At 64.8% G+C, this 15,474-nt stretch carries 15 protein-coding genes and 1 riboswitch; all 15 genes read left to right on the top strand.

The annotated features are described in order from the left end of the window. Positions 1–41: 41 nt before the first annotated feature. The 15 genes from DESPR_RS15215 to DESPR_RS15145 all read left to right on the top strand — a co-directional run bounded on the left by DESPR_RS15215 (position 42) and on the right by DESPR_RS15145 (position 15,464). The gene (locus tag DESPR_RS15215; RefSeq protein ID WP_015725691.1) at positions 42–1,235 is read left to right on the top strand and encodes a M24 family metallopeptidase; all 1,194 of its coding nucleotides are present in this window, start codon (positions 42–44) and stop codon (positions 1,233–1,235) included. A 54-nt stretch (positions 1,236–1,289) separates the two neighbouring features. Then, a complete protein-coding gene (locus DESPR_RS15210; RefSeq protein ID WP_015725690.1) occupies positions 1,290–1,877 on the top strand; it encodes a DUF4388 domain-containing protein in 588 nt (195 codons plus the stop codon). A 314-nt stretch (positions 1,878–2,191) separates the two neighbouring features. Then, positions 2,192–3,628 carry a pyridoxal phosphate-dependent decarboxylase family protein gene (locus DESPR_RS15205; protein ID WP_015725689.1) on the top strand — a complete coding sequence of 479 codons (1,437 nt, stop codon included), beginning with the start codon at positions 2,192–2,194 and terminating at the stop codon, positions 3,626–3,628. 2 nt (positions 3,629–3,630) lie between these two features. Beyond that, positions 3,631–4,449: a helix-turn-helix domain-containing protein gene (locus tag DESPR_RS15200; protein WP_015725688.1), complete on the top strand. Its 819-nt coding sequence runs from the start codon at positions 3,631–3,633 to the stop codon at positions 4,447–4,449. Positions 4,450–4,546: 97 nt separating this feature from the next. Then, a riboswitch (cobalamin riboswitch) is annotated at positions 4,547–4,727 on the top strand. A 166-nt stretch (positions 4,728–4,893) separates the two neighbouring features. Beyond that, positions 4,894–5,796: a sirohydrochlorin cobaltochelatase gene (locus tag DESPR_RS15195; RefSeq protein WP_015725687.1), complete on the top strand. Its 903-nt coding sequence runs from the start codon at positions 4,894–4,896 to the stop codon at positions 5,794–5,796. Then, the gene (locus tag DESPR_RS15190; protein ID WP_015725686.1) at positions 5,796–6,836 is read left to right on the top strand and encodes a FecCD family ABC transporter permease; all 1,041 of its coding nucleotides are present in this window, start codon (positions 5,796–5,798) and stop codon (positions 6,834–6,836) included. The genes DESPR_RS15195 and DESPR_RS15190 overlap by 1 nt, the downstream gene beginning before the upstream one ends. Continuing rightward, the gene (locus tag DESPR_RS15185; RefSeq protein WP_015725685.1) at positions 6,817–7,635 is read left to right on the top strand and encodes an ABC transporter ATP-binding protein; all 819 of its coding nucleotides are present in this window, start codon (positions 6,817–6,819) and stop codon (positions 7,633–7,635) included. Before DESPR_RS15190 ends, DESPR_RS15185 begins: the two co-directional genes overlap by 20 nt. 18 nt (positions 7,636–7,653) lie before the next feature. After that, positions 7,654–8,574, top strand: a complete 921-nt coding sequence (locus DESPR_RS15180) for an ABC transporter substrate-binding protein (protein ID WP_015725684.1) — start codon at positions 7,654–7,656, stop codon at positions 8,572–8,574. Then, entirely contained in the window at positions 8,571–9,932 is a 1,362-nt protein-coding gene (locus tag DESPR_RS15175; RefSeq protein ID WP_015725683.1) for a cobyrinic acid a,c-diamide synthase CobB, read from the top strand. Before DESPR_RS15180 ends, DESPR_RS15175 begins: the two co-directional genes overlap by 4 nt. A 57-nt stretch (positions 9,933–9,989) precedes the next feature. Next, positions 9,990–10,610 (top strand): precorrin-8X methylmutase, encoded by a 621-nt coding sequence (locus DESPR_RS15170; protein ID WP_015725682.1) that lies wholly within the window; start codon positions 9,990–9,992, stop codon positions 10,608–10,610. 6 nt (positions 10,611–10,616) lie between these two features. After that, positions 10,617–11,711, top strand: a complete 1,095-nt coding sequence (gene cbiD / locus DESPR_RS15165) for a cobalt-precorrin-5B (C(1))-methyltransferase CbiD (protein WP_015725681.1) — start codon at positions 10,617–10,619, stop codon at positions 11,709–11,711. After that, the gene (locus DESPR_RS15160; protein ID WP_015725680.1) at positions 11,698–12,909 is read left to right on the top strand and encodes a bifunctional cobalt-precorrin-7 (C(5))-methyltransferase/cobalt-precorrin-6B (C(15))-methyltransferase; all 1,212 of its coding nucleotides are present in this window, start codon (positions 11,698–11,700) and stop codon (positions 12,907–12,909) included. The genes cbiD and DESPR_RS15160 overlap by 14 nt, the downstream gene beginning before the upstream one ends. Continuing rightward, positions 12,906–13,694: a precorrin-2 C(20)-methyltransferase gene (cobI, locus tag DESPR_RS15155; RefSeq protein WP_015725679.1), complete on the top strand. Its 789-nt coding sequence runs from the start codon at positions 12,906–12,908 to the stop codon at positions 13,692–13,694. Before DESPR_RS15160 ends, cobI begins: the two co-directional genes overlap by 4 nt. Further along, positions 13,669–14,448: a precorrin-4 C(11)-methyltransferase gene (gene cobM / locus DESPR_RS15150; RefSeq protein ID WP_015725678.1), complete on the top strand. Its 780-nt coding sequence runs from the start codon at positions 13,669–13,671 to the stop codon at positions 14,446–14,448. Before cobI ends, cobM begins: the two co-directional genes overlap by 26 nt. Next, on the top strand, positions 14,448–15,464 hold the full coding sequence (locus DESPR_RS15145; RefSeq protein WP_015725677.1) for a cobalt-precorrin 5A hydrolase: 1,017 nt from the start codon (positions 14,448–14,450) through the stop codon (positions 15,462–15,464). The genes cobM and DESPR_RS15145 overlap by 1 nt, the downstream gene beginning before the upstream one ends. Positions 15,465–15,474: the final 10 nt, after the last annotated feature.

The following is a 15,474-nucleotide window of genomic DNA, read 5'->3' as shown; positions in this document are numbered from 1 at the left end:
CCGGGAGTTTGTTTCAAACGCACGCACAGGGGGACCTCTTCATGACGGACATGCTGTACACGCCAAAAAGCGAGATTGACGCGCGCATCGCCACCTTTCAGCAGACCCTGGAGCAGCTGGGGCTCGACGGCGCCCTGATCATCCACCATACCAACCTGTTCTATCTTAGCGGCACCTCGCAATCGAGCCATCTGTTCATCCCCCGCGCCGGCCAACCGGTTCTCATGGTGCGCAAGAGTTTCGAGCGGGCCTGCACCGAGTCGCCGATCGACACCATCCTGGAGGTGAAGAGCCTGAAGGCGATTCCCGACCTGCTCAAGGATCGGGGGTTTGCAATCGAGACCCTGGGCCTGGAGCTGGATGTCATCCCCTACAATACCTGGCAGTTCTATGCCAAGGTCTTCAACGACACCACCTTCTCCGACATCTCGGATGTCCTCAGGCGCCTCCGCACCATCAAATCCGCCTATGAGATCGATCTGCTCCACCGCGCCTGCGGCGTGCTCGATCAGGTCTTTGCCGAGGTGCCCTCCTGGCTGCGCGAGGGCATGACCGAAATTGAACTGGCCAGCCTGTTCGAGGCCGGGATGCGCAAACGCGGCTACGGCGGCTGTTCCAAGATGCGCGCCTTCAACCAGGACTTCTTCATGGGCAACGTCACCTCCGGATCAAGTGGCGCCGCCCCTACCTACTTCGACGGGCCGGTGGGGGGCTGCGGCCTGACCCCGGCCAATAACCCGCACGGCGCCGGCTGGAAGACCATCGGCAAGAACGAAGTCGTCTACATCGACTACACCTGCGTGATCAACGGCTACACCGCCGACGGCGCCCGGATGTTTGTCCTCGGCGATGTCTCCGCGCGGTTGCGCCAGGCCCATGCGGCGGCGCTGGCCATCCAGGCCGAACTGGTGGGCATGCTCAAGCCCGGGGTCCTCTGTGAAACGGTCTACGCCAAATCGGTCGAACTGGCCGAGCAGATGGGGCTGGCGGACCATTTCATGGGCATGGGCAACGACCGGGTGCGCTTCATCGGCCACGGCGTCGGTCTGGAACTCGACGAGTATCCGATCTTCGCCACCGGGGTAAAGATGCCCCTGGCCGCCGGCATGACCTTTGCCCTGGAGCCGAAATTCGTCTTCCCGGAAGGGGCCATCGGCACGGAAAACACCTTTGTGCTCCAAGCCGACGGACCGCAGGTGCTGACCCATGCGCCGGAGGAAATTGTCCGCGTGTAGAACGGCCGCAGAGGGGAGCACGGCCCGCAACCACAAGAAACCTCCAACACGACCATGCAAACCAATCCGTTGAATAGACCAGGCCCACCGCAGGCCCCCCCGACGTCCTCCCGGCACGCAGCCGATCAGCCCGCGAAAACGGCGGCCGCCTTTCAGGGCGATATCGCCGCCATTGCCTTGGAGAACATCTTTCAGCTGTTCGATTTTGCCGCCCTCAGCGGAAAACTCGAAGTGCATGCCCCGGAAAACAGCGGCAGTTTTTATTTTGCCAGCGGCGTGCTGACCTATGGCATGTTGCGCATCAATCCTCGTAAAATCGGTGAGATGCTGCTCGAATCCGGCATGATCACCGAAGAACAGCTGCACGAATGCCTCCTCCTTCATCGGCAGGACCAGGGCACGCGCCCCCTGGGGCACCTCCTTCAGGAGAAGGGCTACGTGGACGCGGCCCGGCTGGACGATCTGCTCATCCGTCAGATCAAGGAGGCATTTTTCGAGTCCTTGTCCTGGCGCCAGGGAACCTTTGCCTTTTACCCCGGTCAGATGTCCGTGCCGACAACCATGCGCCTGCAGGAACGGGTCGATCATCTGTTGCTGGAGGGCATGGTGTACCTCGACACCCTGGCCTCTCCCGAGAGCTGAGAGACGCGCCGGGCGGCCGCGCTGCATGTGGCAACGGTTTGGGGCCGAGACCACTGTTTTCCCCATCGGCATGGGCCACTTTCTGTTCGATTATCCGTCTCCCCTGTAGTATAGAGCAATCGCTTTCGCCGTGTTTCCGGGATTCCGGCAAACGGTGCATCGCGCGGTTGCGTCGCCTCCTGTCCGCCGAAAACGGCGAAGCGGATATATCGAACAAAAGGTGGTTTTCCCGGCGGCTCGTCATGCTGCCGGGGTGGTTGCAGGTTGCGTTTGTTGGCCATCGTCACTGACCACAGGGAGCTTTCACAGGACACATGGAGCAGGAAAAAATTTTAGCGCGGTTGCTGCAGATCCTCACCCGCTACTCCCAAGAGCGGGCGACGGGACCCTTTGTTGACTATCTCGATCCCGAGGAGCTGCGGCAACGGCTGGATCTGGACAGCGGCGTGCGGGGAGACTGGGACCAGCTGTTCGCCTGGGTAGAGAAATATCTGACCCATGCGGTCAGGACCAGCCATCCCGCCTACCTCAACCGGATGTGGGCCGGGGCCAACCTGCCGTCGGTGATCGGCGAGATGGTGACCGCCGTCACCAACACCTCGGCCTGCACGTACGAGACCGCGCCAGTCTCCACCCTGATGGAGAAATACCTGCTGCGGACCATGCTTGAACTGGTCGGTTTTCACAACGGTACCGGTCAGATGACCACCGGTTCGAGCAACGCCAACATGATCGCCATGATGGCGGCGCGCAACAACGCCGATCCGGCGGTCAAGCAGCAGGGGTTGTTCGGCCGGCCGCCGCTGTTCGCCCTGGTCAATGCCGACGCCCATTACTCCATGGACCGGGCGTCCAACATTCTCGGTTTGGGGGCGGAGCATCTGCTCAAGGTGCCGGTGGACGATCACGGCCGGATGCGGGTGGACGCTCTGGAACAACGACTGGCCGAGATCACCGCCGCAGGCGGGGTGCCCTTTTTTGTCGCCGCCACCGCCGGCACCACGGTGCGGGGATCCTATGACCTGCTGCAGCCAATCATCGCCCTGCGCGATCAATACAAATTCTGGCTGCATGTCGACGGCGCCTGGGGGGGAGCGGTGGTGTTTAGCGACCGGCTGCGCGCCCGGTTCTTGCCCCATCTGGAGCAGGCCGACTCGTTCACCCTGGACTTTCATAAAATGCTGGGCACCTCCCTGATGTGCAACGTGCTGCTGTTCAATCAGCGGCCCGATATTCTTCGCCAGGTGTGCAGCGCCGGCGATGAGAGCTACATCTTCCGCGAGGGCGACAACGGCGAGATCCGCGATCTGGGCACCCAGTCGCTCCAGTGCGGCCGGCGGGTGGACAGCCTCAAATGGTTTCTTGATTGGAAATTTTATGGCCGCGAGGGGTTGGCCGAGCGGGTGGAACACTATCTTGAGCTGTGCGCCTATGCCGAGGCGCAGGTGCAACAGGCCGCAGAGCTGGAAATGGTGGTGCCCCGGGAGTCGTTCAACGTCTGTTTTCGCTTCCGTCCTCCCGCGCCTATCCCTGCCGCCGCCTTCAATCAGGAACTGCGGGAACGGATGCACCGCACCGGCCGCAGCCTGGTCGGTACCGGGTTCGTCAACGGCGAATTGGTGCTGCGGTTGCTGATTACCAACATCAACGTCGACAAATCCGAGATCGACACCTTTTTTCGGGCGGTGATCGAAACCGGCCGGGAACTGCTGGCCGAAAGGAGCGGCCTGGATCACCCCCGAACACGGTAGGCATGAGCGACAACGACTACATGGTCACCCAGAAAGAGGCGGCCGATTTCCTCAACGTCTCGACCAAATCCATCAGCCGCTACCGCAAGCGGGGATTGCCCTATAAGCTGGTGCTCAACCCGGTGACCGGCAAGCAGGAGGTCCGGTTCCGCTATGCCGATCTGGAGCGATGGGACGAGGGGCGGCAGCTGCTCGCCGCCTACCCCCGCGACGGCGAGGAACCCGCCGCAGCCAGGGCCGGTGCCCCGACCAAACCGACCGAGCCGGGCAGCGACTTTCTCCAGGACCTGCTCCTCGCCTACAAGGATCAGATCGAGCTGCTTCGTGAACAGTTGGAGGACATGCGCGAACAGCTGGCCCGCCGCGACCGTCAGATTGACGATCTGATGCGGCTGATGGTGGGCCTGCAACTGGAATACAAGCCCCTGCAGCCCGCCACACAAAACGCGGCTGAGGCGGACGAAGCAGCTGCATCCGCCCCCCTCCAGGTCACGCAAGGGACCGATGAACTCTACCAGGTGATCGAACTGCCGCTTCAGCTTGACCCACGCCGCGGGCCGATGCCCCATGCCGGCCAGGAGCCGGAAACGCCGCCTCCAGCGGATGGGAAAAAACGCTTTTCCCGGGAACAGCTGTCGGCGTCGATTGGCCGGCTGCGGCAAAAAGGGAAAAGCTACGAGGAAATCGCCCGGGGGCTCAATCGGATCAACGTGGCCACCCTTTCCGGGCTTCTGCAGTGGACCGCCTACGAGGTGCAGACCCTGTTGCCGCCGCTGGTGGCGACACCGTCTCAGGAACCGTTGGCGGGAAACGGCGGGTGAGTGCGGCTGCCTCTGGGATCGTGGCCTGCCGGACCCGGGCTTTTTGCGCCACGCGCTCCATTCGCGGCTTGACTTCACCCCGGGTGGCAGGTACCATGGCCGCACCTGTGGTTCAGGTGTCCGTATCAACGGATGAAAAGGGAATCCGGTTCAAAGCCGGAACGGGCCCGCCGCTGTAGCCGGGGACAACTTTCGCACATACGCCACTGTGACAACGGGAAGGCGCGGAAGAAGGACGATCCGGAAGTCAGAAGACCTGCCTGAACCGTATGACCCCGACCTTGCGGCGACAAGACGGGTTGCAGACTCCAGCGGTAAACAAGGGACATCCTGGATCAGACGTGCGGGTCCGGGATTTTTTTTGTCGGGCCGGCAAAGGGGCATCGGCCGTGTGTTGGAACGTGCCGGCCGGTGCTGTTTTTTTGACCGCTGGAGGAGCACACGGTGCAGCAGAGCGAGGCCATTGTCCTGGCCATGTTCGGAACAACGGTGGAACCGGCCCTGCAAGGGCTGCTGGCGATCAAGACCGCCATGGAGGCCGCCTATCCCCGCACTCCGGTGCGTCTGGCCTTCACTTCCAACCAGATCCGCCGCATCTGGCACCAGCGTGCCGCCAATCCCGCCTACCGAGTCGAACATCCCGAAATACCGCTGGAAATTCTCGAAGTCCAGGGCATCCTGGCCACCATCGCCAATCTCCAAGACCGGGGCCATACTGCCCTGGTGGTCCAGTCGACTCACATCGCCCCGGCCGAGGAGTTCCACGACCTGGCGTCCTATGTTCATGGCCTGCGCTCGATTCGGACCATGAAGCCGCGCTGGCAGCCTTTCACGGCCATCGGCCTGGGCCGGCCGCTGCTCGGTGCCTACAGCCTCAAACACGCTTATGCCGACGACATTCGCATCGCCGCCCGGGCCCTGGCCAGCGATGCCGAGTTGGCGCGCAGCCACGGCGCGGCCCTGGTCTACATGGGCCACGGCAACCACTACTTTCCTTCCGGCGGCCTCTATTTGGAGTTTGCCGCCCGTATGCGCGAACTCTATGCCGATGTCCTGACCCTGATCGCCACGGTCGAGGGGTTTCCGGCCCTGGACCAGGTGGTGGGCGATCTGCGGCTCCATGGACAGCGGCGTGTGCTTCTCAAACCCTTTCTTCTTGTTGCCGGCGAGCATGCCACCCGCGACCTGATCGGACCGCAGGAGGATTCCTGGCGATCGATCCTCGTCCGCGCGGGGTTCGAGGTGCTCTCAGCGCTTCAAGGGCTGGGCGAGCAGCCTGCCGTGGCCCGGATTTTCGTTGATCATGCCGCCCAAGCCGCGGCCGAGGCCGGAGTGGACCTGCACTGATGAATGGCCGGACCGCCGCCACCTGGCTGCTGCCGCTGACCGTGTTGCTGGTCTTTGCCGTGGCCCTGTCCGCCACCCTCGGCTTCCTTGACGTCTCCATTCCGGACGTGTTCGCCATCCTCTGGGCTAAACTCGCCGGCCACACCATGCCGCCGGCTGTTGATCCGGTGGCCGCCACCGTGGTCGCCGACGTGCGCATGCCCCGGATTCTGGCCTCGGTGTTGGTTGGCGGCTTGCTGGGGGTCAGCGGCGCCGTTTTCCAGGCCATCCTCCTCAATCCCCTGGCCGACTCCTACACCCTGGGCATCTCCACCGGCGCCGCCTTCGGCGCCTCGCTGGTGATCGTCCTCCAGATCTTCGGTCTGGCCCTGCCGCCCGGGGTCACCATTCCGGTATTCGCCTTTGGCGGCGGCGTGGGCACGCTGGCGGTGGTGCTCTTTCTTGCCGCGGGCGACCGGCGGCTCTCCTCGACCAGCCTGATCCTGGCCGGGGTCATCGTTGCCGCCATCCTGTCGGCGGCCATCGGTTTTCTTAAATTCCTGGCCGACGAACAGGTCGGCTTGATCATTTTTTGGCTGATGGGCAGCCTCGCCGGCGCCTCGTGGCAGAACATCCTCCTCCTGGCCCCCACGGCCCTGTTGGGCACCCTGGTGGGCGTGTTTTACAGCCGCGATCTCAATATCATGGCCACCGGCGACCGGGCCGCCACCTCGCTGGGCATCAACACCGTCCGCCTGCGTACCCTCCTGCTCACCGTGGCCACCCTGATGACCGCGCTGGCAGTCTCGGTGTCCGGAATCATCGGCTTTGTCGGCCTGATCGTGCCGCACATGCTGCGCCACCTGGTCGGCCCGGACAACCGGCTGTTGATTCCCCTGTCCTTCTTCACCGGCGGCCTGTTGCTGCTGATCGCCGATACCCTCACCCGCGCGGTGCTGCCGGTGGAGGTGCCGATCGGCGTGCTCACCGCGCTGCTGGGCGGCCCCTTCTTCTGTATCCTTTTCAAGAGACGACAGCAGGATGGCAAGAGCGATTTCTGAACCATCAGGCGAACTGCTCTGGTCGCTGACCAAGGTTAACTTCGGCTACAACGGGACACCGGTGGTATGCGATGTCAGCCTGGAGTTGCGCCGTGGCTGCTGTTACGGTATCCTCGGCCCCAACGGCAGCGGCAAGACCACCCTGCTCGACCTGATGGGCGGCCTGCTGATGCCGCACTCGGGGATGATCGAGTTCATGGGCCGCCCCCTCCATGTCTGGCCGCGCAAGCAGCTCGCCCGACAGCTGGCTCTGGTGCCCCAGGATTTCATGGTCCGCTTCGGCTATTCGGTGCGCGAGGTGGTGGAGATGGGCCTGCATCCGCACCTCCATCGCTTTGCCGCCCCCAGCGAAACCGACCAGGTCCTGGTCGACGAGGCCCTGGAGGCCACCGGCATCGCCGCCCTGGCCAACCGGCCGGTCACCCGCTTGTCGGGCGGCGAAAAACAGCGGGTGGCCGTGGCCCGGGCCCTGGCCCAGAAACCGGCGGTGCTCCTGCTCGATGAGGCCACCTCCAATCTCGACATCCACCACAGCCTGGAGATCCTGCATCTGATCCGCGGCCGCTTCGAGCGGCAGGGGATGCAGGTGGTGGCGGTCATGCACGACCTCAACCTGGCCTCGTTCTTCTGTGACCGGCTGATCTTCCTCAAACAGGGGCAGGTGGTCTGCCAGGGACCGACCGAGGAGGTGCTGACGCCGGAAAACATTGAAGCCGTGTACGGCGTCGAGGCCGAGGTTCGGTCCAACGCCTTCACCAACAGTCGTCAGGTGAGTTTTCGCCTGCCGCTCAACCGCTAACCTCAACCCACCCGACCCATGCGCATCAACGTCTTGCTTTTCGTCCAGTGCCTTGTCTTTCTCCTCGTTTCCGTGGCATCGGCCGCTTCGATCACCGACAGCGAGCATCGGACCCTGGTCTTCAACCAGCCCTTCAAACGCATCATCTCCCTCTATCCGGCCCACACCACCAATCTGCTCGAACTCGGCTTGGACAAGGAAATCGTGGCCTGCGGCCCCAGCGACGCCGGGTTGCCCGGCCGGCCGGTGGTCCAGTTCCAGGACGATCCCGAACGACTGTTGGCACTCAAACCCGATTTGGTGCTGATTCGGCCGATGATCAGCCGTGGCTACCCCAACCTGGTGCGCATCCTCGAAAAAAACAATGTCCGCGTCGTGTCCTTGCAGCCGACCGAAGCCAGCGGGCTGTTCGTCTACTGGGAGAACCTGGGCAAGCTCACCGGCCGGGAAGCCCAGGCCAAGGCCATGATCGAGACTTTTGGCACCCGGTTGGCCGAAATCACCGCCTCGCTGAAGGATATTCCGATGGAGAAACGCAAACGGGTCTACTTCGAGGCCATCCACAAGCAGATGAAGACCTTTGCCCCCACTTCCATGGCCATGTTCGTGCTCGAGTCGGCGGGCGGGGTCAACATCGCCACCGATGCCGAGCGGATGCGCGAGACCAATATCGCCGCTTACGGCAAGGAGCGCATCCTGGCCAAGGCCGAGCAGATCGACCTTTATCTGGCCCAGTCCGGGCGGATGAATCCGGTGAGCGTCGATGACATTGTCAAGGAACCGGGTTTTTATCTGATCAAGGCGGTGCGCGAGCGCCAAGTGTTCCTAGTCGATGAAGAGATGGTCTCACGGCCGACCCTGGGGCTGCTCGACGGCATCGGCTTCGTCAAGTCGCTGCTCTACCCGGATTACGGTCAGGAAGGCATCACCCGCCTATGAGCCGGCCGGCCGTGCTCATCGCCGGCACCCATTCGGGTTGCGGCAAGACCACCGTCACCCTGGGGGTGATGGCGGCCCTGGCCCGGCGGGGTATCGTGGTCCAGCCGTTCAAGTGCGGCCCGGACTTCATCGACCCCAGCCTGCATCGCATGGTCACCGGACGAGCGTCGCGCAACCTCGATGTGCGCATGTGCGGGGCTGACTGGGTCCGCCGCACCTTTGCCCGTCACGGTGCCTCCGAGGGCTGCGCCGTGGTCGAGGGGGTGATGGGGCTGTTTGACGGTGGCGAGGGGTCGGCGGCCACCCTGGCCAAAACGCTCAAGTTGCCGGTTCTGCTGGTGATCGATGTCCGCTCGGCGGCGGAAAGCGTGGCCGCCGTGGCCCATGGTTTTGCCACCCTCGATCCGGACCTCTCCCTGGCCGGGATCATCTGCAACCGGATCGGCTCGGACAAGCACCGGAACATGGTGGCCGCGGCCCTTCAGGCCCACTGCCGGGTGCCGATCATCGGCTTTCTCCCCCGCAGCGAGGAGGTGCACATCCCTTCCCGCCACCTGGGGTTGCACATGGGCGAGGAACACCCGCTGCGCGGCGAGGGACTGGAACGGTTGATCCATCTAGTCGAGCAGCACCTCGATCTGGACCTGCTGCTCCGCATTGCCGGCGAACGGAGGGACGTGCCACCGGTGTCCGATGCCCCCCTGGTGGCCACCGGCTCGCCGGTACGGATCGGCGTGGCCCGGGATGCGGCCTTCTGCTTCTACTACGAGGACAACCTCGACCTGCTCCGCGAGGCCGGGGCCGAACTGGTGCTGTTCAGTCCGCTCCACGATCCGGACCTACCGCCGGATCTGCACGGCCTTTACCTGGGCGGCGGCTATCCGGAACTGCATGCCAGCCAGCTGAGCGCCAACAGCACCATGCGGGAACAGATCTGGGCCTTTGCCGCCAGCGGCCGTCCGGTCTATGGCGAATGCGGCGGCTTCATGTACCTGTGCGCCGCCATCTTGGATCACGAGGGCGCCTGCTTCCCCATGATCGGTGTCTATCCCTTTGTGGCCCGCATGCAGACCCGGCTGCGCAGCCTGGGCTACCGCCAGCCGAGGGTCGAACACGACTGTCTGCTGGCGCCTGCGGGCACGGTGCTCCACGGGCATGAATTTCATTACTCGACCATCGATGCCGACGGTGCCGATGTACCCGCCGCCTACCGCATGGAAAACGGGGCATCCGAAGGCCATGTCCACAAGAACACCCTGGCCGGCTACATCCACCTCCACTGGGGCCGGACGCCTGCGGTGGCGGAGCGGTTTGTGGCGGCTTGTCGGAAGGCCGGGTGTGGGCGAGAGCCATTTTGACTGCAATTTACTGCTGGAACACCTTACGATCTTAATCACTCAACAACCTGAATAAACATGGTCACCCTGCAACCCATCGCCCCCCAGGATATCGAGACCGAAAGTTTTCGCATCATCGAGCGTGAACTCGGCCCCACCACCTTTTCGCCCGAGGAGTTCGCCGTGGTCCGCCGCGCCATCCATGCCACCGGCGATTTCGGCTTTGCCGACACCTTCCGGTTTCATCCCCAGGCGATCAGCGCCGGATTGGCTGCCATCCGGGCCGGCAAGAACATCCTCATCGACGTCAACATGGGTGCCAGCGGTATTTCCAAGGGATTGTTGGCCCGTTTTGGCGGCCAGGTGATCTGCCGGGTGGCGGAAGCGGAAACCGTGGCCCTGGCCAAGGCCAACGGCACCACCCGCTCCGATGCGGCCATGGCCCGCAGCATCGACGACAATATCGGCATCGTCGCCGTGGGCAACGCGCCGACCGCCCTGCTCAAGGTGATGGAACTGATCGACCAAGGGCTCTTTGCCCCGGACCTGGTGATCGGCGTGCCGGTGGGCTTTGTCAACGCGGCCGAATCCAAGGAACTGCTGGCGGCAAAACCCTATCCCTTCATCACCGCCCTGGGCCGCAAGGGCGGCACGCCGGTGGCGGTGGCCGCGGTCAACGCCCTGCTGCGTCTGGCTTGACGGACCATGGAGCGACCTTCGCAACGAAAAGCGCTGCGCAGCGGCTACACCACCGGTGCCTGTGCGGCGGCGGCGGCCAAGGCGGCGGTGCTCTGCCTGCTGGGGCAGGACACACCCCAGACGGTGGAAATTCCTTTTCCCGACGGCTCGCGCCACCGTTTTGCCCTGTGCCGCGTTGGACGTACCGACGGGGAGCGGATCATGGCCACGGTGGTCAAGGATGCGGGCGATGACCCGGATGTGACCAACGGTGCGGAGATCGGGGCCGAGGTCCGCTGGCTGGACGAGTCGCAGGACGAGCCGATCACGCTGGTCAACGGCCCGGGTGTTGGGCGGGTGACCAAGCCCGGCTTGCCGGTCGCGGTGGGCGAACCGGCGATCAATCCCGTGCCCCGGCAGATGATCCGGGCCGCAGTGGCGGAAGCCCTGGCCGCCGACGAGGGCCCGCTCCGCCCCGTGGAGGTGTCGATCTTTGTCCGCGACGGCGAGGCCCTGGCCGAGAAGACTCTCAACCGGCGGCTGGGGGTGATCGGCGGTCTGTCCATCCTCGGCACCACCGGCATCGTCCGGCCCGTTTCCGCCAAGGCCTGGACCGACACCATCGAGGCCTCGATGCAGGTAGCCCGGGCGGCCGGCCTCTCCGAGGTGATCCTGGCCACCGGCCGGACCTCGGAGGCGGCGGTGCAGCATCGGCTCGGTCTCCCGGAGGAGACCCAGGTAATGATGGGCGACTATCTGCTCTATGCCCTGGAGGCTGCCCGGCGACACGGTTTTGCCCGCATCCATTTGGCCGAGATGTGGGCCAAACTGGTCAAGGCGGCCCTGGCCGTACCCCAGACCCATGTGCGCAACGGTGCCCTGGAAACACGGCAGGCCGCCGACCTGCTGGCAGAACTCGGACTGGAAACAGCCGCCGTTGCCACCTTGCACGCGGCCAACACGGCTCGGGAGATCTATGATCGACTCAAGGAATGGGGCCGGGACGATCTGATCACCGCCGTCTGCCGTCGGGCCAAGACCCAAGCCGAACGCTGGTCCGGCCTGGAGGTGCGCGTCTATCTGGTGACCTCGGAGGAGGGAGTGGTCCATGTCACGGATTGAACTGATCGGTATTAGCGGCAAGGCCTTGAACAGCGAGCAGTGGCCCATCCTGCGCCGCTGCCGCGCCATCGTCGCCTCCCGCCGCCACCGGCCGCTGGTGGCCGGCCTGCTCCATCCCCTGATCGACATCGCTCCGGTCGATGCCATGCTGCACCAGGTGGATACGGCACTCATCGACGGCGACGTGGCGGTGTTGGCCAGCGGCGATCCCCTGTTCTACGGCATCGGCCGCACCCTGATCGCCCGCTTCGGTGCGGACCGCCTCCGCATTCATCCGGCGCTGTCCGCCGTGCAGCTGGCTTGCGCCCGCTTCCGCCTTCCCTGGGACGACCTGACCCTGCTCAGCCTCCACGGGCGCACGGTGCAGGACCTTGCCGGCCGCATCCTCGGTCGCGGGCCAATGATGCTGTTCACCGACAGCCGCAACAGTCCGGACCGGGTGGCGGCCACCCTGCTGAACGCGCTCACCGCCTGCGAAGACCGCGAGCGCATTGCCGCCATTCGCATCCGGGTGGCGGAAAATCTCGGCCTGGCCGACGAACGGCTGACCAGCGGCAGCTTGGCAGAGATCGCGGCCGGCCATTTTTCCGCCCTCAACATGATGCTGATCGAGCAGCCGCAACCATCAGCGGCAGACCTCTGCTTTGGCCTGCGCGAGGACGAGATCCTCCATTCGCGCGGCTTGATCACCAAGGACGAGGTCCGCGCCGCCACCCTGCACCGGCTGCGGTTGCCGGCCACCGGCGTTTTCTGGGATATTGGCGGCGGTTCCGGCTCGGTATCACTGGAAGCGGCCCGGATGTGCCCTGACCTCTCGATCCACACCATCGAGAAAAAACCCGAGGAGCAGGCCAACATCCGCGCCAACATCCGGCGCTACGGCGCCTATGCCATCCACTTGGTCAGCGGCGAGGCGCCCGATGCCTTGGCCAACCTGCCCGCACCGGATCGGATCTTCATCGGCGGCAGCGGCCAGCGACTGGAACCGATCCTCGAAGCGGCGGTGGCCCGACTGGCCGCAGGCGGCCGCATCGTGGTCAACGCCGTGCTGGAGCAGACCGAAACCACGGCCCTGGCCGCCCTGCAGCGGCTGGGCCTGCGGGTGGCGAGCAGTACCCTGGCCGTGAACCGGCGTCTGTCCCCGGACAGCGAACCACGAGTCTTCAACCCCATAACCCTCATCACAGGCGACAAATGAAGAGCGACAACTCCTCCGCGCAAACCGGCCATCTTTATCTGGTCGGAGTGGGTCCCGGCGACCCGGAACTCATGACCTACAAGGCGGTGCGCATCCTGAGCGACGCCAAGGTCTGGGCCGTGCCCACGGCCCGGGAAAAGGGGCTGAGCAGCGCCCAGCAGATCGCCGAACAGATGGTGCCCGATACCGGCCGCACCATCCTGTCGCTCTGCTTTCCGATGAAAAAGGTTTTTCTCGGCCAGGACACCGACGCACAACTGCTCTCAGCCTGGCGGCAGTCGGCCGACGAGGTCATCCGCCATCTCGACCGGGGTTCGGACGTGGCCTTTCCCACCCTGGGCGATGCCACCCTTTACTCCACCGCCTTCTATCTGCTGGCCATGATCCAAGAACAGCGGCCGCAGATACCGGTGACCGTGGTGCCGGGCATCACCGCCATGGCCGCCTGCGCCGCCTCCCAGGCCAGTCCGCTGGCCCTGGGCGACGATGTCTTGGCCGTGGTCCCGGCCGCCTTTGAAGACGACCGCTTGCGTTCCATCCTCACCACCCTCGATGCGGTGGTACTGATGAAGGTGCACAAACGGCTCGATGTCCTGATCGACCTGCTGGAGGAGTTGGGGTTGGTGGACTGCGCGGTGCTGATCGAGCGTTCAGGCATGCCCGAGGAACGGGTCTACACCGATATCCGCCAGGCCCGGGGGTGCACACTGCACTATTTCTCCACCATGGTGATCCGTAAAAAAAAGGTACAGGTGTCCAATGAACGCAACGCCCTCACCGCTTGATGCGGTTCTCCATCCGGTAGTCTTTCTCGGCGCCGGCCCTGGGGACCCGGAACTGATCACCCTCAAGGGCCGCCGCCTGCTGGATCAGGCCGATGTGGTCGTCTATGCCGGCAGTCTGGTCAACCCCGCCCTGCTCGACGGCATTGCGGCCCGCTGCCACGACAGCGCCAGCCTCGATCTGGACACGATCATGCAGTTGCTGGCCGATGGCTATCGCCAAGGGTTGCGCGTGGTGCGGCTGCACACCGGCGACCCGGCCATCTACGGCGCCATCCGTGAACAGATGCAGTGGCTCGATGCCCAGGGGATTCCCTACGAGGTGGTGCCCGGGGTGAGTTCGGCCTTTGCCAGCGCCGCTGCCCTCAAGGTCGAGCTGACCGTGCCCGAGGTCACCCAGACGGTGATCTTCACCCGCCAGGCAGGCCGCACGCCGGTGCCGGAGCGCGAATCGCTGCGCAACCTGGCCCGCGCCCAGGCGACCATGTGCATCTTTCTCAGCGTGTCGCTGATCGCCACCGTGGTCGATGACCTGATCAGCGGCGGCTATGCGCCCGAGACCCCGATCGCCGTGGTCGAGCGGGCCAGTTGGCCGGATCAGCAGATTGTCCGTGGCCGCCTCGACGACATCGCGGCCCACATCCAGGCCTCGCGGATCAAGAAGACGGCCATGATCGTGGTCGGCCCGGCCCTGGGCGAGGACAGCCACATCGCCTCCAAACTCTACGACGCCTCCTTTTCCCACGAGTACCGTTGATGACGGGAGGGGCCGGGGAAAAACCGCCGCTGGCCGTGCTCGCGCTGAGCCGCGGCGGCTGTGCGCTGGGGCGGCAACTGGCCGGGCAGCTCCACGCTGACTTCTTTGCCTGCAAGGGACGGCTGGCCGCGGTGATGGCCCAGGTGTGGCCGCACTATCGCGGCATCGTCTGCATCATGGCCACCGGCATCGTGGTCCGCACCATTGCTCCGTTGCTGGGCGACAAATATCATGATCCGGCCATCGTCGTCGGCGATGAACGGGGCCGCTTTGCCATCTCGCTCCTCTCCGGCCACCTCGGCGGCGCCAACGACCTCGCTCGCCGGGTGGCCACCGCAACCGGCGGCACGGCGGTGCTCACCACCGCCTCGGATGTGCTCGGCCGCACCGCGCTCGACCTCTGGTGCCGCGAGCACGGCCTGACGGCAGCAGACAAGAAGGCCTTCACCCGGGCCATGGGCCGTCTGGTCGATCAGGGCTCCCTCAGCCTGTGGAGCCGCTACCCGCTGCCGGAACTGCCGGCCGATCTCGTGCCGGTGACCGAGCGCGATGCGGCCGATTTGCGTATCGATAGCCGAACGATGGGCGCCTCTCGCGCCGTTCTGCTCTGCCCCAAGTCGCTGGTCGTCGGCATCGGTTGCAACCGGGGTACATCGGCCGCCACCATCGCCCAGGCAGTGGCGGCGACCTGTGCGCAGCATGGTCTCGCTTCCCAGGCCATCGCCCGCCTGGCCTCGATCGACCTCAAAGAGGACGAGACCGGGTTGCTGGACTATGCCCGGCAACAGAGCCTGGACATTGATTTTTTCAGCAAGGATGCCCTCAACCAGGTGGAGGGCGTCAGCACCTCGGCGACGGTGCAGCGGGCCATTGGCGCCAAGGGCGTGGCCGAGCCGGCGGCCCTGCTCGGCGCCGGTCCAGGTGCCATCCTGCTGGTCGCCAAGATGAAGTGGACCGATGTCACCACGGCCGTGGCGGAGATGGGCGATCCGTTGCAAGGTTGGTTAGGTGGATAGGGGGAGAGGC

It is taken from the genome of Desulfobulbus propionicus DSM 2032, assembly GCF_000186885.1.
GTDB lineage: Bacteria > Desulfobacterota > Desulfobulbia > Desulfobulbales > Desulfobulbaceae > Desulfobulbus > Desulfobulbus propionicus.
This window is presented reverse-complemented; position numbering and strand designations above follow the sequence as displayed.